This window comes from Streptomyces endocoffeicus (assembly GCF_016741935.1).
Taxonomy (GTDB): domain Bacteria; phylum Actinomycetota; class Actinomycetes; order Streptomycetales; family Streptomycetaceae; genus Streptomyces; species Streptomyces endocoffeicus.
Window position 1 is genome coordinate 226,471 of the sequence record NZ_JAERRG010000017.1, and the last position, 18,379, is coordinate 244,849.

Annotated in this window: 15 protein-coding genes, 1 pseudogene and 1 riboswitch; of the genes and pseudogenes, 9 read left to right on the plus strand and 7 right to left on the minus strand. The window is 72.9% G+C overall.

The genetic code is table 11. The features are described 5' to 3' along the window. Positions 1–9: 9 nt before the first annotated feature. A complete protein-coding gene (locus tag JK364_RS34625) occupies positions 10–597 on the plus strand; it encodes a TetR/AcrR family transcriptional regulator (RefSeq protein ID WP_201855307.1) in 588 nt (195 codons plus the stop codon). A 542-nt stretch (positions 598–1,139) separates the two neighbouring features. On the opposite strand, the gene JK364_RS34630 is transcribed toward JK364_RS34625, so the two are convergent. From JK364_RS34630 to JK364_RS34645, 4 genes are all read right to left on the minus strand, one after another. Beyond that, entirely contained in the window at positions 1,140–1,463 is a 324-nt protein-coding gene (locus JK364_RS34630; protein WP_046090402.1) for a DMT family transporter, read from the minus strand. A gap of 306 nt (positions 1,464–1,769) precedes the next feature. Continuing rightward, positions 1,770–2,777, minus strand: coding sequence for a ribosome small subunit-dependent GTPase A (gene rsgA / locus JK364_RS34635; protein ID WP_201855308.1), 1,008 nt, complete (start codon positions 2,775–2,777; stop codon positions 1,770–1,772). 12 nt (positions 2,778–2,789) lie between these two features. Further along, positions 2,790–4,166 carry a 3-phosphoshikimate 1-carboxyvinyltransferase gene (aroA, locus tag JK364_RS34640; RefSeq protein WP_201855309.1) on the minus strand — a complete coding sequence of 459 codons (1,377 nt, stop codon included), beginning with the start codon at positions 4,164–4,166 and terminating at the stop codon, positions 2,790–2,792. Positions 4,167–4,337: 171 nt separating this feature from the next. Next, entirely contained in the window at positions 4,338–5,051 is a 714-nt protein-coding gene (locus tag JK364_RS34645; RefSeq protein ID WP_201855310.1) for a M50 family metallopeptidase, read from the minus strand. A gap of 48 nt (positions 5,052–5,099) precedes the next feature. Between JK364_RS34645 and JK364_RS34650 the strand changes: the two genes are divergently transcribed. The 8 genes from JK364_RS34650 (at position 5,100) to def (ending at position 14,269) form a co-directional block, all read left to right on the plus strand. Continuing rightward, complete coding sequence (locus JK364_RS34650; protein WP_201855311.1) at positions 5,100–5,918, plus strand: SOS response-associated peptidase; 819 nt, start codon at positions 5,100–5,102, stop codon at positions 5,916–5,918. Then, complete coding sequence (locus tag JK364_RS34655; RefSeq protein ID WP_201855312.1) at positions 5,918–6,586, plus strand: alpha/beta hydrolase family protein; 669 nt, start codon at positions 5,918–5,920, stop codon at positions 6,584–6,586. The genes JK364_RS34650 and JK364_RS34655 overlap by 1 nt, the downstream gene beginning before the upstream one ends. Positions 6,587–6,987: 401 nt before the next feature. Continuing rightward, positions 6,988–7,677, plus strand: coding sequence for a sigma-70 family RNA polymerase sigma factor (locus JK364_RS34660; RefSeq protein ID WP_201855313.1), 690 nt, complete (start codon positions 6,988–6,990; stop codon positions 7,675–7,677). After that, positions 7,674–8,003 carry a mycothiol system anti-sigma-R factor gene (gene rsrA, locus JK364_RS34665; protein ID WP_201855314.1) on the plus strand — a complete coding sequence of 110 codons (330 nt, stop codon included), beginning with the start codon at positions 7,674–7,676 and terminating at the stop codon, positions 8,001–8,003. The genes JK364_RS34660 and rsrA overlap by 4 nt, the downstream gene beginning before the upstream one ends. A gap of 247 nt (positions 8,004–8,250) precedes the next feature. Then, positions 8,251–9,699 carry an HD-GYP domain-containing protein gene (locus JK364_RS34670; RefSeq protein ID WP_201855315.1) on the plus strand — a complete coding sequence of 483 codons (1,449 nt, stop codon included), beginning with the start codon at positions 8,251–8,253 and terminating at the stop codon, positions 9,697–9,699. Positions 9,700–10,304: 605 nt separating this feature from the next. Beyond that, complete coding sequence (locus tag JK364_RS34675; RefSeq protein WP_201855336.1) at positions 10,305–11,570, plus strand: HD-GYP domain-containing protein; 1,266 nt, start codon at positions 10,305–10,307, stop codon at positions 11,568–11,570. Positions 11,571–11,810: 240 nt separating this feature from the next. Further along, positions 11,811–12,797 (plus strand): tetratricopeptide repeat protein, encoded by a 987-nt coding sequence (locus JK364_RS34680; protein ID WP_020868546.1) that lies wholly within the window; start codon positions 11,811–11,813, stop codon positions 12,795–12,797. An 842-nt stretch (positions 12,798–13,639) separates the two neighbouring features. Continuing rightward, the gene (gene def / locus JK364_RS34685) at positions 13,640–14,269 is read left to right on the plus strand and encodes a peptide deformylase (RefSeq protein WP_201855316.1); all 630 of its coding nucleotides are present in this window, start codon (positions 13,640–13,642) and stop codon (positions 14,267–14,269) included. A 70-nt stretch (positions 14,270–14,339) separates the two neighbouring features. Here def and JK364_RS34690 read toward each other — a convergent pair whose 3' ends face one another. The 3 genes and pseudogenes from JK364_RS34690 to JK364_RS34700 all read right to left on the minus strand — a co-directional run. Beyond that, a complete protein-coding gene (locus tag JK364_RS34690; RefSeq protein ID WP_230992915.1) occupies positions 14,340–15,371 on the minus strand; it encodes a ribonucleotide-diphosphate reductase subunit beta in 1,032 nt (343 codons plus the stop codon). Between the two features lie 17 nt (positions 15,372–15,388). Beyond that, positions 15,389–17,809 (minus strand): ribonucleoside-diphosphate reductase subunit alpha, encoded by a 2,421-nt coding sequence (locus JK364_RS34695; RefSeq protein WP_201855318.1) that lies wholly within the window; start codon positions 17,807–17,809, stop codon positions 15,389–15,391. A gap of 135 nt (positions 17,810–17,944) precedes the next feature. After that, positions 17,945–18,071: riboswitch (cobalamin riboswitch) on the minus strand. 127 nt (positions 18,072–18,198) lie between these two features. Beyond that, positions 18,199–18,379, minus strand: a pseudogene (locus JK364_RS34700) (ABC transporter ATP-binding protein); the annotation flags it as partial.

The window sequence follows — 18,379 nt, forward strand, 5'->3', positions numbered from 1 at the left end:
GAGGCGACGATGCCCGCAGCGCGTGAATCCTTACTCGACGCGGCCTTCACCGCGCTCGAGCGCCGTCCGTGGGCGAGGGTGAAGATGTCCGAGGTCGCGGCGGCGGCCGGGGTCTCCCGGCAGACCCTCTACAACGAGTTCGGCAGCAAGGAGGGCCTCGCCCGCGCTCTGGTGCGGCGCGAGGCCGACGCGTATCTGCGCGGGGTCGAGCGGGCGCTGTCCGGGGTGTCCGGCGCGGCGGCCCCCAGGGAGCGGCTGGCCGCCGCGGCGGTGTGGACGGTCCGTTCGGCGACCGAGAACCCGCTGGTGCGGGCGGTGCTCACGGGCTGCTGGAACGAGCGGCTGCCGACGTCCGTGACGTCCGTGACGTCCGTAAGGGCGGCACCGCCGGGGGAGCCGGAGCCGCTGCCCGCGCCGGGCGAGCTGATCGGCGAGGCGCGGGACCGGGCGGTGCGGCTGCTGGAGGGCGACTGGCCGCCCGGCGCGGTCGAGCTGCCGCTTGCCTGTGAGGCGGTTGCCAGGCTGGCCCTGTCGTACGTGGTGTCGCCTGCCCCGGCGGCGGATGTGGCCCGTATGGTGCGCACCGTGCTTGCCTGAGCCGGCCCGGGGGGTACGGGGCGCCTGGCGGATCGTGCCGCCTGGCGGATCGTGCCGCCTGCGGCGGGCATTTCCCCTCCCCGCCCCTTCCCTCAACTGGGGCTCCGCCCCAGCCCCCGGGACCCGGGGGCGAAGCCCCTGCCACGTGGCGGAGCCGCATGGCGATGCTTTCCCCTACCCGCCCCTTCCCGACACCTGACGATATGCGGCTCCGGCCGCGTGGGGGGCTCCGCCCCTGGACCCCGCCATGCGGCGCGGAGCCCCGCCATGCGGCGCGGAGCCCCGCCATGCGGCGCGGAGCCGCGTATCGATGCCGCGAGAAGGGGCGGTGCCCCCGCCGCGTGGCGCGGAGGCGCATGTCGATGCCGATGGAAGGGGCGGAGGCCCGGTTCGGGGTCCGGGGCGGAGCCCCACCGCGCGGCGGAGCCGCATATCGATGCCGGGGTCTGGGGCGGAGCCCCAGTTTCGGGAAGGGGCGGGGAGGGGAACGGCCCGCCGCAGGCGTCGGGATCCGTCCGCCACTCCCCAAGGGGCCCATGGGCTCAGTGGGCCGAGCCGGAGAGCTGGAGTCCTATCACGCCGACGATCACCAGCGTGATGGAGATGACCTTGAGCGTGGAGACGAGGTCGCCGAGGAAGACCATGCCGTAGATCGCGGTCCCGGCGGCCCCGATCCCCGTCCACACCGCGTACGCGGGCCCCACGTCGAGCTTCTTCAGGGACAGCGTCAGCAGCCCGAAGCTGCCGAGTGCGAACGCGCAGAAGGCGATGGTCGGCCAGAGGCGGGTGAAGCCGTGTGAGAGCTTGAGGCAGACGGCGAAGCCGGTTTCGAGTAGCCCGGCGACGACGACCAGCAGCCACGCCATAGAGATGCCCTCCCGTGCCGCCGTGGGCTGCCGTCGCCCGGGGCATCCCCGGTCGCCTGGATTGCTTGATGTGATTATCCATTTACCGCCCGGATGGAGCGGCAAACACGCTCCCCAGGGGTGTCCGGTGGATCGTGACGCCTGCGGCGGGTTGTTCCCCTCCCCGCCCCTTCCCACGCAGCGTCGATGTGCGGCTCCGCCGCGTGGGCGACCGGCCACGACGGCGCCGCAGGCGATCGACGGCAGGTCGGGGCGCTTTCGCGGGGCAGGGCACTTTCACAGGTCAGGGCGGTTCCAGCGGAGCGCTTAGTCGCCCTCCCGCCGCTCGCGGGTGGCCAGCAGCCGCCGCAGGGAGTAGAGCCGGGCCGGTTCGGCGTGGCCGTCGGCCACCCACTGGTCCAGCGCGCAGTCCGGCTCGTCGTGGCTGCAGGCGCGCGGACAGCCCTCGGTGCCAGGCTCCAGGTCCGGGAAGGCGTGGATGACCCGCGCCGGGTCCACGTGGTGCAGCCCGAAGGACCGTACGCCCGGGGTGTCGATCACCCACCCCTTGGCGTCCGGCAGGGGCAGCGCGAGCGCGGAGGTGGTGGTGTGGCGGCCGCGGCCGGTGACCGCGTTCACCCGGCCGGTGGCCCGCTGGCGGTCCGGGACCAGCGCGTTCACCAACGTGGTCTTGCCCACGCCCGAGTGGCCGACGAAGACGGTGATCCGGTCCGTCAGCCGCTCCCGCACCTGGTCGGCGGCGTCGCCGTCGGCCAGTTCGTCGCGGCTGGTGACGACATAGGGGACGCCGAGCGCCTCATAGGTCTTCAGCATGTCGTCGGCGGGCGCCAGATCGGACTTGGTGAGGACGAGCAGCGGCTCCAGGCCCGCGTCGAAGGCGGCCACCAGACACCGGTCGATCAGCCGCGGGCGCGGCTCGGGATCGGCCAGGGCGGTCACGATCGCGAGCTGGTCGGCGTTGGCGACCACCACCCGCTCGTACGGATCGTCGTCGTCGGCGGTCCGGCGCAGGACGGAGGAGCGCTCCTCGACCCGGACGATCCGGGCGAGCGTGTCCTTGTCGCCGGAGAGATCCCCGACGACCGCGACCCGGTCGCCGACCACGACGCCCTTACGGCCGAGTTCGCGGGCCTTCATGGCGGTGATGGTGCGGTCCTCGACCAGGACCGTGAGCCGGCCGCGGTCGATCGTCAGCACGAATCCCTCGGCGGCGTCCTCGTGTTTGGGGCGGATGTTGGTGCGCGGCCGGTTGCCCTTGCGGTTGGGGCGGATCCGAACGTCGTCCTCGTCGGTGTGCTTGCCGTAGCGGCGCATGAGTCCAGGCTCTCAGGATCTCCGCGCCGAGGTCGTCGTCGCGTCGAGCATGCCGGTCCACAGACCGGGGAAGTCGGGGAGGGTCTTGGCGGTGGTCGCCACGTTCTCGACCTGCACGCCGTCGACGGCCAGGCCGAGCACTGCGGCGGCGGTGGCCAGCCGGTGGTCCTCGTAGGTGTGGAAGATCCCGCCGTGCAGCGGGCGCGGGCGGATCCGCAGGCCGTCCTCGGTCTCGGTGACGTCGCCGCCCAGCTCGTTGATCTCCTTGGCGAGGGCGGCGAGCCGGTCGGTCTCGTGGAGCCGCAGATGCGCGATGCCGCGCAGCACCGACTCGGAGCCGGCCAGCGCCGCGACCGCCGCGATCACCGGGGTGAGCTCGCCGACCTCGTGCAGGTCGGCGTCGATCCCGGTGATCCGGCCCGTTCCGGTGAAGGTCAGACCGGTGTCGGTGAGCTCGCAGGAACCGCCCATCTCGGTGAAGATCCGGCGCAGTTCGTCCCCGGGCTGGGTGGTGCGCTCCGGCCAGTCCGGGATCGTCACCCGGCCGCCGGTGACCAGGGCGGCGGCCAGGAACGGCGCCGCGTTGGACAGATCGGGCTCGACGACCAGGTCGCGGCCGAGCAGCGCGCTGGGCGCCACCCGCCAGACGCCCCGCTCGCCGCCCGCCTCCGGGGTGTCCACCCGCGCGCCCGCCGCGCGCAGCATGTCCACGGTCATCCGGATGTGCGGCAGGGAGGGCAGCGCGGCGCCGGTGTGACGTACCTCGACGCCCTGGTTGAAGCGCGGCGCGGACAGCAGCAGCGCGCTCACGAACTGGGAGGACGACGAGGCGTCGACGCGGACCGGGCCGCCGTCCAGCGCCCCGCCGCCGTGCACGGTCATCGGCAGCGCGCCGCGGCCGTCGTCGTCGATGCGGGCGCCCAGGGCGCGCAGCGCGTCGATCACGCCGTGCAGCGGGCGCTCGTGGGAGCGGGGGTCGCCGTCGAAGTGGACGGGGCCGTCGGCCAGGGCGGCGACCGGCGGCAGGAAGCGCATCACGGTGCCGGCGTTGCCGACGTCGATGGTGGCCGGGCCGTGCAGCCCCGCCGGGATGACCCGCCAGGCCTCTCCGCCGCCGGAGGGGCCGCCGGAGCCGAGGGCGCCGTCGGACACCGTCTCCTCGATGCCGACGCCCATGGCGCGCAGGGCGGCGGCCATCAGGAGGGTGTCGCGGGAGCGGAGCGGGCGGCGCAGCCAGCCGGGTTCGGCGGCGAGCGCGGCCAGGATCAGACCGCGGTTGGTAACCGACTTGGATCCGGGCACGGTGACGGTCGCGTCGACCGCTCCGTCGGCGGTCGGAGCGGGCCAGAGGGCGGTGTGGTCGCCCGGGGAGGTCTCAATGCCGGTCATGGGTCTCACTTTAGTGGTTCGCCCGGAGTGCCAATCTTGATCGAAAGTGGCGAAACCCAGTCGAAACACGGCGCTGCTACAAGACGTCCACGAGATGCCGACGGTGGCGCGCCGGGCGCTCGTACGGGGTCACGGTCCCAGCGGCCGGGGTGACAGTCCCAGCGGCCGGGGTCACAGCCCCAGCAGCCAGCGCCCTCCGGCGAGCAGCGAACACAGCGAGACCACGTGGAAGAGCAGCAGCCAGGCGCCGGCCGGAATGCCCGTCAGCCGGGCGAGCTGGTCGGGGTCGGAGTCGTACGCGCCGCCGTGACGGCGCTTGCGCTGGAGCTCGAAGGCCGGACGCACGCCCCCCAGGAGGAGGAACCACACCACGGCATACGCGAACCCCGCCTGGACGTCCGGCCCGGTCAGCCAGGAGACGAGGAAGAAGGCGGCCCCGCTGATGACGACCGTAAGGACGCCATAGGCGTTGCGGATCATCACCAGCATCGCGACCAGCAGCGCCGTCGTCCCCCACAGCAGCAAGGTGATGTGGTTCGCCGCCAGCAGCCAGGCGCCGCCGAGGCCCAGCAGGGACGGGGCGGTGTAGCCGGACGCCGCGGTGAGGATCATGCCCAGGCCCGTGGGCTTGCCCCGCGAGACGGTCAGCCCGGAGGTGTCCGAGTGCAGCCGTATGCCGTCCAGCCGCCGCCCGCTGAGCACGGCGACCACGGCGTGGCCGCCCTCGTGGGCGATGGTGATGGCGTTACGGGCTATGCGCCACGCCGTGCGGAAGACCACGACCGCGAACGCGATCACGCCGGTGGAGACGACCAGCCAGGTGGTGGGGTCGGGCTGGGAACCGGTCACCCGGTCCCACAGATCGGCGGCGTTCGTTGCGTCCATGTGCGGGCGGCTCCTCGCGTCGGTAGGGGTCGTGGCAGTGTGGCACCTATGTGCGGTCGATACGCAGCGAGCCGGAGGCCGGAGGATCTCGTCGGGCTCTTCGGTGTGGAGAAGTGGGAGCCGGAGGAGACTCTGGCGCCGGACTGGAACGTCGCGCCCACCAAGGACGTGTACGCGGTGCTCGAGCGTCCCCTTAAGGACGCCGCCGAGCCGCGTCCGGTTCGCCAGTTGAGGGCGCTGAAGTGGGGGCTGGTGCCGTCCTGGGCGAAGTCCCCCGAGGGCGGCGCCAAGATGATCAACGCACGGGCCGAGACCGTGCACGAGAAGCCGTCCTACCGGCGCCCGTTCGCCTCGCGGCGCTGCATCCTGCCCGCCGACGGCTACTACGAGTGGGTCACCGCGGCGGGGGAGCGGCAGCTGGAGGAGAAGGGCAAGCGGAAGCGGCCCCGCAAGCAGCCGTACTTCGTGACCCCGGTGGACGGCTCGGTGATGGCCATGGCCGGGCTGTACGAGTTCTGGCGGGACCGGACGCTGCCGGACGAGCACCCCCTGGCGTGGTGGGTCACCTGCACGGTGATCACCACCGAGGCGGACAAGGAGCCCTTCGGGGGCGCGGCCCGGGACGAGGGGCCGGGCTCGCTCGCCGAGATCCACCCGCGGATGCCGCTGGTCCTCACCGAGGACCGCTGGGCCTCCTGGCTGGACCCGGGCCGCACCGACCCCGACGACCTGCTGCCGCTGCTGGCACCGCCGCCCTCCGGGCTGCTGCGGGCCTACCCGGTGGCCACCGGGGTGAGTGATGTCCGTAACAACGGCCCCGAGCTGCTCGACGAGCTCGAGGCCCCGGAGGAGGGCACGCTGTTCTGATGGCCGCGAAGAAGACGGACGCACCTCAGGTCACCACCGAGATGGTGGCGACCCCGGCCGGGGCCGCCCGGATCACCTGGCACGACGCCCCCGGCGCCCATGCCCTGCTGGCCGCCAGTCATGGCGCCGGCGGGGGCATCGAGGCGCGGGACCTGCGCGCGCTGGCCGGGGCGCTCCCCGGGCTCGGCGTGAGCGTCGCGCTGGTCGAGCAGCCGTGGCGGGTGGCGGGCAAGAAGATCGCGCCCGCGCCCTCGACCCTCGACACCGGATGGCGTGCCGTATGGCCCGCGCTGGAGAAGGCCCGGCTGCCGATCGTGGCGGGCGGCCGCAGCGCCGGGGCACGGGTGGCCTGCCGGACGGCGACGGAGCTGGGTGCGAAGGCCGTGCTGGCGCTGTCGTTCCCGCTGCACACGCCGGGCAAGCCGGAGCGGTCCCGGGCCGGGGAGCTGCTGGCCACGGGCGTGCCGACGCTGATCGTCCAGGGCGGCCGGGACCCGTTCGGGCGACCGGAGGAGTTCCCGGAGCTGCCCGCGGCCATGGAGCTCGTGGAGGTGCCGTACGGCGATCATGTCTTCGGCCTGCCGAAGTCGGCGGACCTCGACGAGCCCGCGGCGCTCGCCCTGATCACCGGGGCCGTCGCCGACTGGCTGCCGCGCGCCCTGGGCTGACCGCTGGCCGCTGGCCGCTGGCCGCTGGCCGCTGGCCGCTGACCGCTGACGCTGACCAATGACCGGCAATGACCGGCGATGACCGCTGACCGCCGCCCCCGCCCTGGACAAGGGCGCCGGGGCGGGGCGGGGGTGGGGCGGGAATGCGACGGGAGGGATCCGTGTTGAACGGGCTGTCGGTACTCACCGTGTAAGAGGCACTGATACGCGGAATACGAGGAAAGGGAGTCCCCCGCATGGGTTCGCTTGCTTGCCCGGCCCGTCCACGCGCCGCTGACCTGGACTGGTCTCAGCTGCAGGCGGCGCAAGCCGTGAAGATCGAAGCGGCGGGCGCACCGGATCGTCGTCTATTCTCCGATTCGAGCGAGTCCACATCCGGACCCGACACGAAGCTGGAGGAGGTGGGTCAGGTCACTGGGACCGACGCAGGTAACGACGGCGTGACCGAGGGAGAGCCGGTCGAGCGGTCGCAGGAGTCGTCCTCGGAGCGCAACGCGCGCTTCGAGCGGGACGCCCTTGCCTTCTTGGACCAGATGTACTCGGCCGCGCTGCGGATGACGCGTAACCCGGCCGACGCCGAGGACCTCGTGCAGGAGACCTACGCCAAGGCGTACGGGTCCTTCCACCAGTTCCGCGAGGGCACCAACCTCAAGGCGTGGCTGTACCGCATCCTGACCAATACCTTCATCAACTCGTACCGCAAGAAGCAGCGGGAGCCCCAGCGCAGTGCGGCCGAGGAGATCGAGGACTGGCAGCTCGCGCGCGCCGAGTCGCATATGTCGACTGGTCTGCGCTCCGCCGAGTCGCAGGCTCTCGACCACCTGCCCGACTCCGATGTCAAGGAGGCCCTCCAGGCCATCCCCGAGGAGTTCCGCATAGCGGTCTATCTCGCGGACGTCGAGGGCTTTGCCTACAAGGAGATCGCGGACATCATGGGTACACCCATCGGTACGGTGATGTCCCGGCTGCACCGTGGGCGCCGCCAGCTGCGCGGTCTGCTGGAGGACTACGCCCGTGGGCGCGGGCTGGTCCCGGCCGGCGCGGGCGCCGCGGCGGACGAGTCGCACGATCGGAAAGGCGCGGACTCATGAGCTGCGGAGAGCCGCATGAGACGGACTGCTCCGAGGTTCTCGACCACCTCTACGAGTTCCTCGACCACGAGATGCCGGACGGCGACTGCGCCAAGTTCGAGGTGCATTTCGACGAGTGCTCTCCGTGCCTGGAGAAGTACGGCCTCGAGAAGGCCGTGAAGAAGCTCGTCAAGCGGTGCTGCGGCCATGACGACGTGCCCACCGACCTCCGGTCGAAGGTCATGGGGCGGATCGAGCTGATCCGCTCCGGGCAGGCGGTGCCGGAGCGCGAGATCACGACGGAGACGAACGCGCCGAGCAACGCGCCGAGCAGCGCCCAGGAGTGACCCCGGGGCTCAGGCCCGCCCCAGTGACCCCGGGGCTCAGGCCCCAGTGGATCCCCGGTCGAACGCCAATCGAGTTGGCGTGTTCTCATTCCCACCCTCGGTGATCAGATCATCACTCGAAGGGGTGTAATCGGACAGTCCCTCCGATCCCATCCGCCCCGCCTCGTCCTAAGCTCCCCAACCACCTGACCCGCCCCGCCCGAGAGGGGCGGCGCAATGGATGGACATGGATGGGGAGGAGGACACCGTGCGGGCACTTCCCCACGGGGCGCGCGCCTATGTCCTGTGCGCCGTGCTCGCCGGGGCGTACTGCGCCGCCCCGGCCGTACGGCCCGGAGCGGCCGTCCCCTGGGCCACGACCGCCCTGCTCGCCGCGGTTCACGCGGTCGGCTCCAGGGTCCGCGCGCGTTGGCCCGAATGGTGCAGCCCCGTCCTCCTGGCCGGGGCTTTTCTGCTGCCGCCCGCCGCCGCGGCGCTGGTCGCCGTGCCCGGTGCGCTGCTCGCCCGCGTCGAGCGGCCCCCGGCCGGGGCACGGCGGGCCTGGCGGGCCGCACGGCTCTCGCTGGCCGTCTGGGCCGCCTCGTGCGCCTTCGCGGCCCTGGACGGCCCCGGGACCCTCAGCGCCCTCTGGACCCTCGGTGACGGTGCCCAGGACCCCGCCGCGCAGACGTCGTCGTCCGGTACGCCCGGCTTTCCGTACGCCCTGGCCGCCGCGGTGGCCGCCGCGCTCGTCCTGGGCCTGACCACCACCGCCCTGGAGGGCGGGGTGCTGGTCACCGCCGAGCGGCAGTCCCCGCGCGCCGCCTGGTGGGGGCGGCTGCCCGGCGCCCTCGCCCCGTACCTGGTGCACGGGCCCGCGGGGCTGGCCATGGCGGTGCTGTGGCGCAGCCCTTACGAACCGGCGGCGGCCCTGCTGGTGCTGCTGCCGATGTACGTCTGCGCCTGCGGCTTCGTGCTCTACCGCCGTGAGAGCGCCGCCCACCAGGCCACCATCCGGGCCCTCGTCCAAGCGGTCGACATCAAGGACCGCTACACCCGGGGCCACAGCGAGCGCGTCGGCCGCGCCTCCGCGATGATCGCCCGTGAGCTGGGCATGAGCGGCGACCGGCTGGAGGCGGTACGGATCGCGGGCATCCTCCACGACGTCGGCAAGCTCGGCGTGCCCACCCGGCTGCTGCGCAAAAACGGTCCGCTGACCCCCGATGAGCGCCGGGTGATCGAGCTCCACCCCGAGTACGGCGACGAGATGGTGCGCGGCATCGGCTTCCTGGGCGAGGCGCGGGCCGCGATCCTCCACCACCATGAGCGGCTGGACGGCAGCGGCTATCCGTACGGGCTCGCCGGGGCGCAGATCCCGGAGTTCGCCCGGGTGGTCGCGGTGGCGGACGCCTTCGACGCGATGACCTCGACGCGTACGTACCGCAGGGCCCGGCCGGTGCCCACCGCCGTGGAGGAGCTGCAGCGGTGCGCGGGCTCGCAGTTCGACCCCCGCATGGTGGGGGCCCTCACCCGCGCCCTGGACCGCCACGGCTGGCACGCGGCGGTCACCGCGGACGCCCCTGAGGAGCGCGGAAACGTCCCGGCAGACGCCCTCCCCGAGCCCGCCTCGCCCCTGGTACGCGCGGCGGCCCCCGGCGCGCCGGACGAGCCCGGCGGGCCCCGCCCCGGCGCGGGCGGCCCCGGCGGTGGCCCATGAGCCCCGCCGAGGACCCCACCACGCCCAGCACGAACGATTCCGCCCGGGGCCCCGGTCCGGCCCCCGGTCCGGCCCCCGGTCCGGCCGACCGGGGGCCCGGGGAAGCCCCGGACACCTCGGGCAGTGGCAGAGGCAGAGGCGGGACGGAGGCGGCGTCCCGCCCTGGCCCCGATCGGGATCCTCGGCCTGCCTCCGGTCCGGCCGACGCGGGGCGCGGGGAAGCCCCGGACACCTCGGCCAGAAGAGGCGGTACGGGCGCCCCGGACCGTCCTGGCTCTGGTCGGGGTCCCCGGCCTGTCTCCAGGCCGGCCGACGCGGGGCCCGGGGAAGCCGCGGTCACTTCGGCCAGAGGCGAGCCCGGCGCCCCGGACCGCCATGGGCCGCGTGATCGGGACGAGAGCGCGGCTCAGTGGCCTGCCAGGGTGGCTCGCGCCGGCTCGGCAGGGGCTGCCCCCCGCCCCCTGAGCGCCCTCGTCCGGATCGCCGGGCGGCACGCCCGTGCCCTCCATCGCACCCGCCACCAACGGGCCGAGACCGCCGCCGCCCGTGAGGAGGGGCGGGAGCGCATATCCCGGGGCCGTTATCGCGGCCTTACGGTCGTCGCCGTGTATGGCGCGGCGGGGGCGCTCGCCGTGGCGGCGCTGGTGTGGACCGAGTGGCATGGGGTGCGGCAGGCGGAGGCGGCGCTGGCCTTCGGGGCGCTCATCGCCGTGGGGGAGGCGATCCGGTGCGTCGAGGCGCCGCCCGCGCTGCCCGACGGCGGCGGGGGAGTGCCCGATCCGCGCGGTGAGCCCGCGCCCCTCGCCGCCGCCGGTGCGCTCGGATACGCCCTGCTCGGGCGGCTCGGCGGGGAGCCCGCCGCCCACGGCGTCCTCCAGGTGGTCACCGTCGTCGTGGCCGCGTCGCTCGCCGGGCTGGTGGCGCCGCTCGGGCTCGGCTGCCCGGTCGACCCCGGCCACACCGCCCGCCGGGTGCTGACCGCCGCGTTCGCCGCCGTCTGCTTCCAACCGCTGCACCGGACCGGCCGTTTGGCCGACTGGCTCGGCCACGGCCCGTCCATGGTCGGCTATTTGCTCGCCCTGCTGGCCCTGACCGCCCTGTGCGACGCCGTCCTGGCCGCCGCCCTCGCCCGTGCCCGTACCGGCTGGCCTTACGGGCCGCTGCTCCGCGACGAGCTGCGGTCCCTGCCCGGCGTCGGGGCGGCGGTGTGCGCGACGGCGGCCGTGATGGCGCTCACCGTGGCCGTCGCCGGGCTGTGGCCGGTGCCGGTGCTGGCGGTGCCGCTGCTGCTGATCCAGTACTCCTACCGCCGCTACGCCGGGATACGGGCCACCTACCGCCAGACCATCGCCTCCCTGGCCCGGTCGACCGAGATAGCCGGGTACACCCCGACGGGCCACGCCCGCGAGGTGGCCGGGCTCAGCCGGGCCGTGGGGCGTGAGCTGGGCCTCTCCGAGCCCCGGCTGACCGTGCTGGAGTACGCGGCGCTGATGCACGACATCGGCCAGCTGTCGCTGGTGGACCCGGTGCCCGCGGGGGCCACCGAGCCGCTGCCCGCCGCCGAGCAGCGCAAGATCGCGCTGCTCGGCGGCGCCGTGGTGCGCCAGACCGGGGTACCCGCCGAGGTGGCGCTGGTCGTGGAGCGCCAGGCCGACCCGTACCGCGAGCAGCCACTCGCCGCGCGTATCGTGCGCGCGGTGAACGCGTACACCGAGCTGGTGAGCGGGCCCGCGGCCGAGGGAGCGGCCGGGGCGGCGGCGCTGCGCGCCCTGGAGCGGCTGCGGCTGGCCACGGCGCGCGACTTCGATCCGGCCGTGGTCGAGGCGCTCGCCACGGTGCTGTCGCGCGGGGTTTACGGCCGCCCCCGGTGAGAACTGATAACTCGCCGGTAATGAGCGGGGCTCCCGAGGGGCATGGTTGGATGCGAGGAGAGGGGTGCCAGGCCAGATGGCCGGTGGCAAGGAGGTGTGGTGGGCGTCGCATCCCGGCCGCAGCGTGAGGGGTCGGGCTGAGATGTCCGCGAATGTGTGGCAGGTTGTCTTCAAGGGAGGGCGACGCCGTCCGCGAAGGCATCTGGTACGGGACGACTTCGATACCGGCAGGCGGGAATCGTGAAGATCTTCGGCAAGGTACGGCACCGGCCGTCCGCCTCATGGCGGCAGGCCACGGACCGTGCGTTCACGCTCATCGGCGACGGCCGGTACGAGGACGCGGGAGCGCTGCTGACCCGCGCCGCCGACCTGGAGCCGTGGCTGTCGGAGTCCTGGTTCAACCTGGCGCTGCTGCACAAGTTCCGGCACGACTGGGAGCAGGCGCGCGCCGCGGGGCTGCGGGCGGTCGCGCTGCTGGACCGCGAGACGGGCGCTCCGGACTGGTGGAACGTGGGGATCGCGGCCACCGCGCTGCAGGACTGGCCGCTGGCCCGCCGCGCCTGGCAGGCGTACGGGCTGAAGGTCCCCGGAGAGGCGTCCGCGTCCGGTGAGCCGCTCGGCATGGAGCTGGGCAGTGCGGCGGTGCGGCTGTCCCCGGAGGGCGAGGCCGAGGTCGTCTGGGGCCGTCGGCTGGACCCGGCCCGGATCGAGGTGCTGTCCATCCCGCTGCCGTCGTCCGGGCGGCGCTGGGGCGAGGTGGTGCTGCACGACGGCGTGCCCCACGGTGAGCGGGTGACCTCCGCGGGCCCCGCGTACCCGGTCTTCGACGAGATCGAGCTGTGGGCGCCGTCCCCGGTGCCGACCTGGGTGGTGCTGCTGGAAGCGGCCACCGAGGCCGACCGGGACGCCCTGGAGCGGCTCGCGGCGGACGCGGGCTTCGCGGCCGAGGACTGGTCGTCGTCGGTGCGGCTGCTGTGCCGTTCCTGCTCGGAGAGCCGGATGCCCAGTGACGAGGGCGAGGGCGAGCATCTGGACCCGCACGACCACAGCGAACCGGGCCACCCCGGGCCGCTGGGCCACCGTATGGCGGGCTCGGGCTCGCTGTGGGTTCCCGAGCGCGAATGCGGGATCGCGGCGCCTGGGGGGTTGGTGCGGGGGCTGCTGGACGGGTGGGTCGCGGACAGCCCGGATACGCGTGAGTGGCGGGATCTGGAAGAGGTCTGCTGACCGCCTGGCGGCTGGCGGCTGCCATGGGGTCCTGGGGTCCTGGGGCGTCTGGCGGATCGTGGCGCCTGCGGCGGGCTTGTCCCCTCCCCGCCCCTTCCCGAAACTGGGGCTCCGCCCCAGACCCCGTACCGGGGCTCCGCCCCAGACCCCGAAACTGGGGCTCCGCCCCGGGCCCCGAAACTGGGGCTCCGCCCCGGGCCCCGGATTGGGGGTCCGCCCCAGACCTCGGATTGGGGGTCCGCCCTGGGCCCCGGATTGGGGGTCCGCCCCAGACCTCGGATTGGGGGTCCGCCCTGGGCCCCGGATTGGGGGTCCGTCCCAGACCCCGTACCGGGGCTCCGCCCCAGACCCCGGATTCGGGCGGCGCTGGATCCGGGCTCTGCCCCGAGCCCCTGGCCGGGGCTCCGTCCCAGACCCTGGCTGGGGCTCTGGCTCAGACCCTGGCCGGGCTCTGCCTCAGACCCCGGCCGGGCGCCCCGGCTGTGCCCGGTCTTCCGCCGCGCCCGCGTGCCGACCGCGATCGGCCCGCCGGTGCGGGTGTTCACGCCCTCACGGCCTGTCCCGCAGGCGCCCTGGCGCGCCCTGGTCACCGGTCAGCCGCTCGACCATCGCGTCGCAGGTGGCGCGGTCGGCGTCCTGGCCGGTGAGCTGATCGCGGCGACGGTCGGCTCGTCGCCCTCCGGGGGTCCAGGGGCGGATCCCCTGGTTGCGGGAAGGGGCGGGGAGGGGAAGGATCCCGCCAGCGGCCCGGTCACACCGCGTAACCGCACCGCATCCCGCCGCGCCGTGCCCGTACCCTGTAGGGCGACGCATCACGGTTGAAGGAAGGCGTACGGCGGAAGATGTCGCAGCAAGGGACGAAGCAGCGGGTGGACGACGAGTTCATCGTGGACACGGAGGACTGCGAGGAACGCGAGCGGGCCTTCCGCGAGCGCGGCACCGCCCGCCCGATCACCGTGCACGGCAACCCGGTCCTGCACAAGGAGTGCCGGGACGTGACCGTGTTCGACGGGGAGCTGGCGCGGCTCGTCGACGACATGTTCGCCAGCCAGCGGGCGGCGGAGGGCGTGGGCCTGGCCGCCAACCAGATCGGTGTCGACCTTAAGGTCTTCGTCTACGACTGCATGGACGACGAGGGCGTTCGCCATGTGGGCGTGGTCTGCAACCCGGTGCTGGAGGAGCTGCCCGCAGACCGCCGGGTGCTGGACGACTCCAACGAGGGCTGTCTGTCGGTCCCCACGGCCTACGCGGAGCTGGCCCGCCCCGACTACGCGGTGGTGCGCGGCCAGGACCTCGACGGTGAGCCGATCGCGGTGCGCGGCACCGGTTACTTCGCGCGCTGCCTGCAGCACGAGACCGATCACCTCTACGGCTACCTCTACATCGACCGGCTCTCCAAGCGCGACCGTAAGGATGTGCTGAAGCAGATGGCCGAGGGCACCGCCCGCTATGAGACGGTGCCGAACGACTGAGTGTGCCGTACTACCTCACAGGGCCGGGCCGCTTGAGCCCGGCCCTGTTGACGTCAGAGCTCGTCCGGCATCAGAAGTCGTCGTCGAAGGCGACCGACCCCTCGACCGCCACCTGGTACGCCGAGGCGCGCCGCTCGAAGAAGTTGGTCAGCTCCTGGACGTTCTGCAGCTCCATGAAGGAGAACGGGTTCTCCGAGCCGAAGACCGGGGCGAAGCCGAGCCGCTGCAGGCGCTGGTCGGCCACGCACTGCAGATACTCCTGCATCGACGCGGTGTTCATGCCCGGCAGCCCGTCCCCGCACAGATCGCGGGCGAACTGCAGCTCCGCCTCGACGGCCTCCTTCAGCATGTCGGTGACCTGCCGCTGGAGCTCGTCGTCGAAGAGTTCCGGCTCCTCCTCGCGGACGGTGTCCACGACCGAGAAGGCGAACTCCATGTGCATCGACTCGTCGCGGAACACCCAGTTGGTGCCCGTCGCCAGGCCGTGCAGCAGCCCGCGCGAGCGGAGCCAGTACACGTAGGCGAAGGCGCCGTAGAAGAACAGCCCCTCGATGCAGGCCGCGAAGCAGATCAGGTTGAGCAGGAAGCGGCGGCGGTCCTCCTTGGTCTCCAGGCGCTCGATCTTCTCCACCGAGTCCATCCAGCGGAAGCAGAACTCCGCCTTCTCCCGGATGGAGGGGATGTTCTCGACGGCGGCGAAGGCCGCGGCGCGGTCGTCCGGGTCGGGGAGGTAGGTGTCCAGCAGCGTCAGATAGAACTGGACGTGCACCGCCTCCTCGAAGAGCTGCCGGGACAGATACAGCCGCGCCTCGGGGGAGTTGATGTGCTTGTAGAGCGTCAGCACCAGGTTGTTGGCCACGATCGAGTCGCCGGTCGCGAAGAAGGCGACCAGCCGGCCGATCATGTGCTGCTCGCCGGGGGAGAGCTTGGCGAGGTCGGCGACGTCGGAGTGGAGGTCGACCTCCTCCACGGTCCAGGTGTTCTTGATCGCGTCGCGGTAGCGGTCGTAGAACTGCGGGTACCGCATCGGCCGCAGGGTCAGCTCGAACCCGGGGTCCAGCAGGTTCTTGGTGTGGCCCGGCGCGGTGTTCACGGTGGTCATCTCGGATGCGGTGGGCATTACTGGCAGGCCTCGCAGGACTCGGGGTTTTCCAGGGAGCAGGCGATCGCGTCGGCCTCGGCCGGGGCCTGCTGTACGGGGAGGGGAGCGGGAGCGGGGGCGGGAGCGGAGGTGGTGGCGGCGCCGCCCCGGGCGCTCTGGGCGATCCGGGTGGCCGGACGCGAGCGCAGGTAGTACGTGGTCTTGATGCCGCGCTTCCAGGCGTACGCGTACATCGAGCTGAGCTTGCCGATGGTCGGCGAGGCCATGAAGAGGTTCAGCGACTGGCTCTGGTCGAGGTACGGGGTGCGGGCCGCCGCCATGTCGATCAGGGCGCGCTGCGGGACCTCCCACGCGGTGCGGTACAGCTCCCGTACGTCCGCGGGCACCCAGGAGAAGTCCTGGACCGAGCCGTTGGACTCGCGCAGCGCCTCGCGGGTCTGGGCGTCCCAGACGCCCAGCTTCTTCAGGTCGTCCACCAGGTAGGAGTTGACCTGGAGGAACTCCCCGCTGAGCGTCTCACGCTTGAAGAGGTTGGAGACCTGCGGCTCGATGCACTCGTAGACGCCCGCGATGGAGGCGATGGTCGCGGTCGGCGCGATCGCCAGCAGCAGCGAGTTCCGCATCCCGGACTTCGCCATCCGGGTGCGCAGCGCCTGCCAGCGCTCCGGCCAGGTGGCCACCGCGTCCGTGTAGTGGTCCGGGTGCAGCACCCCGCGCGCGGTGCGGGTCTCGGCCCAGGCGGGGTGCGGGCCGTGGCGCTCGGCGAGCTCGCAGGACGCCTCGTACGCGGCGAGCATGATGCGCTCGGAGATCCGCGTGGAGAGCGCCGTGGCCTCGGGCGAGTCGAACGGCAGCCGCAGCCGGAAGAAGACGTCCTGGAGCCCCATGAGGCCCAGACCCACCGGGCGCCAGCGGGAGTTGGAGGCCCCGGCCTCCTCCGTGGGGTAGAAGTTGATGTCCACCACCCGGTCGAGGAAGGTCACGGCGGTGCGGACGGTGGCGTCGAGGCGCTCCCAGTCCAGCTGCCCGTCCTCGCCCAGGTGCGCGGCGAGGTTGACCGATCCGAGGTTGCACACGGCGGTCTCGCCGTCGTTCGTGACCTCCAGGATCTCGGTGCAGAGGTTGGAGGAGTGGACGACCCTGCCGGGCTCGGCGGTCTGGTTGGCGGTGCGGTTGGCGGCGTCCTTGAACGTCATCCAGCCGTTGCCGGTCTGCGCGAGGGTGCGCATCATCCGGGCGTACAGCTGGCGCGCCGGGACCTGCTTGACGGCCTTCCCCTCGGCCTCGGCCCCGCGGTACGCGGCGTCGAACTCCTCGCCCCACAGGTCCACCAGATCGGGCGCGTCGGCCGGGGAGAACAGCGACCAGTCGGCGTCCGCCTCGACCCGGCGCATGAACTCGTCCGGGATCCAGTGGGCGATGTTGAGGTTGTGGGTGCGGCGGGCGTCCTCGCCGGTGTTGTCCCGCAGCTCCAGGAACTCCTCGAGGTCCGCGTGCCAGGTCTCCAGGTAGACACAGGCCGCGCCCTTGCGCCGGCCGCCCTGGTTGACGGCGGCCACCGAGGCGTCGAGCGTGCGCAGGAACGGCACGATGCCGTTGGAGTGCCCGTTGGTCCCCCGGATCAGCGAACCGCGGGCCCGGATGCGGGAGTAGGACAGGCCGATGCCGCCCGCGTGCTTCGACAGCCGCGCCACCTGGTGGTAGCGGTTGTAGATCGAGTCCAGCTCGTCCAGCGGGGAGTCCAGCAGATAGCAGGACGACATCTGCGGATGCCGGGTGCCGGAGTTGAACAGCGTGGGGGAGCTGGGCAGATACGACAGCGTGCTGGTCAGCCGGTAGAGCTCGGCCACATCGTCCAGCGCCCGCTCCGAGTGGTCCTCGGCGAGTCCGCAGGCCACCCGCAGCAGGAAGTGCTGCGGGGTCTCGATCACCTGACGGGTGATGGGGTGGCGCAGCAGATAGCGGCTGTAGAGGGTGCGCAGCCCGAAGTAGCCGAAGCGGTTGTCGGCGCCGTCGGCCAGGGCCCGCTCCACCAGCGCGTCCAGCCGCTCGGCGTGGGCCGCGGCGAACTCCGCGGTGGAGTCGGCGAGCAGGCCCTCGCGGTGGCCCACCCGGACGGAGGTCGAGAAGGAGACCGCGCCCTGCCCGGCCGCCTCCTCGGTGATGGTGAGCGCCAGCAGCCGCGCCGCGAGCCGCGAGTACTCCGGCTCCTCGGCGATCAGTCCGGCCGCCGCCTCGGTCGCCAGCCCGCGCAACTCCGCCTCGTCCGAGCCGGGATGGCGGCCGCGCAGGGCGGCGGCCGCGACCTTGCCGGGGTCGGTGGCGGGCAGGTCGGCGGTGAGTCCGGTGAGCGTCCGTAGCAGGGCGGTCCCGGGCGCGTCGACCGCTGCCTGAGAAACCGCCTGCTCTGAAACCGGATCTGCGGGCGCGATGGTCACTGAGGTGCTCTCCCTCGCTCGGCCGGGCCGCGAGGGGTGGTGCGATGGGCGCGTACGGACATGCCGATGCCGCACTCCTCGTACGCCAGGCACACCACGCAGCGTCCATCGGCCCAACCCTCGAGGCCGGGGGACGTGTTCACAGGGCCGTCGGCAGGTGCTCGGACTCACGGGTACGCCGCGATAAGCGCACACGTACACCGTTGCGGGACAGTTCCGGATTCCCACCGGATTCCCCTGCGGCGACAGCGAGGACGAGCATACATCTTGTGTTGGCCGACGCACGCACCCCCATATCTTGTGTCGGAGGTGCGGAGTTTCGCATGAATGTGCTAGTGCGTTCCGGCCTGGCGAGCGTGCGCCCTGGTCAGGCGGCGGCCGAGCGGGAGCTACTTGCCGGTCTCCTTCTCGTACGCCTTGATGACCTCGTCGGTCGGGCCGTCCATCAGCAGCTCGCCCTTCTCCAGCCACAGCACCCGGTCGCAGGTGTCCCGGATGGACTTGTTGTTGTGGCTGACGAGGAAGACCGTGCCGGCCTCCTGGCGGAGCTCACGGATCCGGGCCTCGGAG

Excerpts from the sequence above, each read along its gene's own strand:
- JK364_RS34625 (WP_201855307.1), top strand. The coding sequence starts at position 10 with ATGCCCGCAGCGCGTGAATCCTTACTCGACGCGGCCTTCACCGCGCTC.
- JK364_RS34630 (WP_046090402.1), bottom strand. The coding sequence starts at position 1,463 with ATGGCGTGGCTGCTGGTCGTCGTCGCCGGGCTACTCGAAACCGGCTTC.
- rsgA (WP_201855308.1), bottom strand. The coding sequence starts at position 2,777 with ATGCGCCGCTACGGCAAGCACACCGACGAGGACGACGTTCGGATCCGC.
- aroA (WP_201855309.1), bottom strand. The coding sequence starts at position 4,166 with ATGACCGGCATTGAGACCTCCCCGGGCGACCACACCGCCCTCTGGCCC.
- JK364_RS34645 (WP_201855310.1), bottom strand. The coding sequence starts at position 5,051 with ATGGACGCAACGAACGCCGCCGATCTGTGGGACCGGGTGACCGGTTCC.
- JK364_RS34650 (WP_201855311.1), top strand. The coding sequence starts at position 5,100 with ATGTGCGGTCGATACGCAGCGAGCCGGAGGCCGGAGGATCTCGTCGGG.
- JK364_RS34655 (WP_201855312.1), top strand. The coding sequence starts at position 5,918 with ATGGCCGCGAAGAAGACGGACGCACCTCAGGTCACCACCGAGATGGTG.
- rsrA (WP_201855314.1), top strand. The coding sequence starts at position 7,674 with ATGAGCTGCGGAGAGCCGCATGAGACGGACTGCTCCGAGGTTCTCGAC.
- def (WP_201855316.1), top strand. The coding sequence starts at position 13,640 with ATGTCGCAGCAAGGGACGAAGCAGCGGGTGGACGACGAGTTCATCGTG.
- JK364_RS34690 (WP_230992915.1), bottom strand. The coding sequence starts at position 15,371 with ATGACCACCGTGAACACCGCGCCGGGCCACACCAAGAACCTGCTGGAC.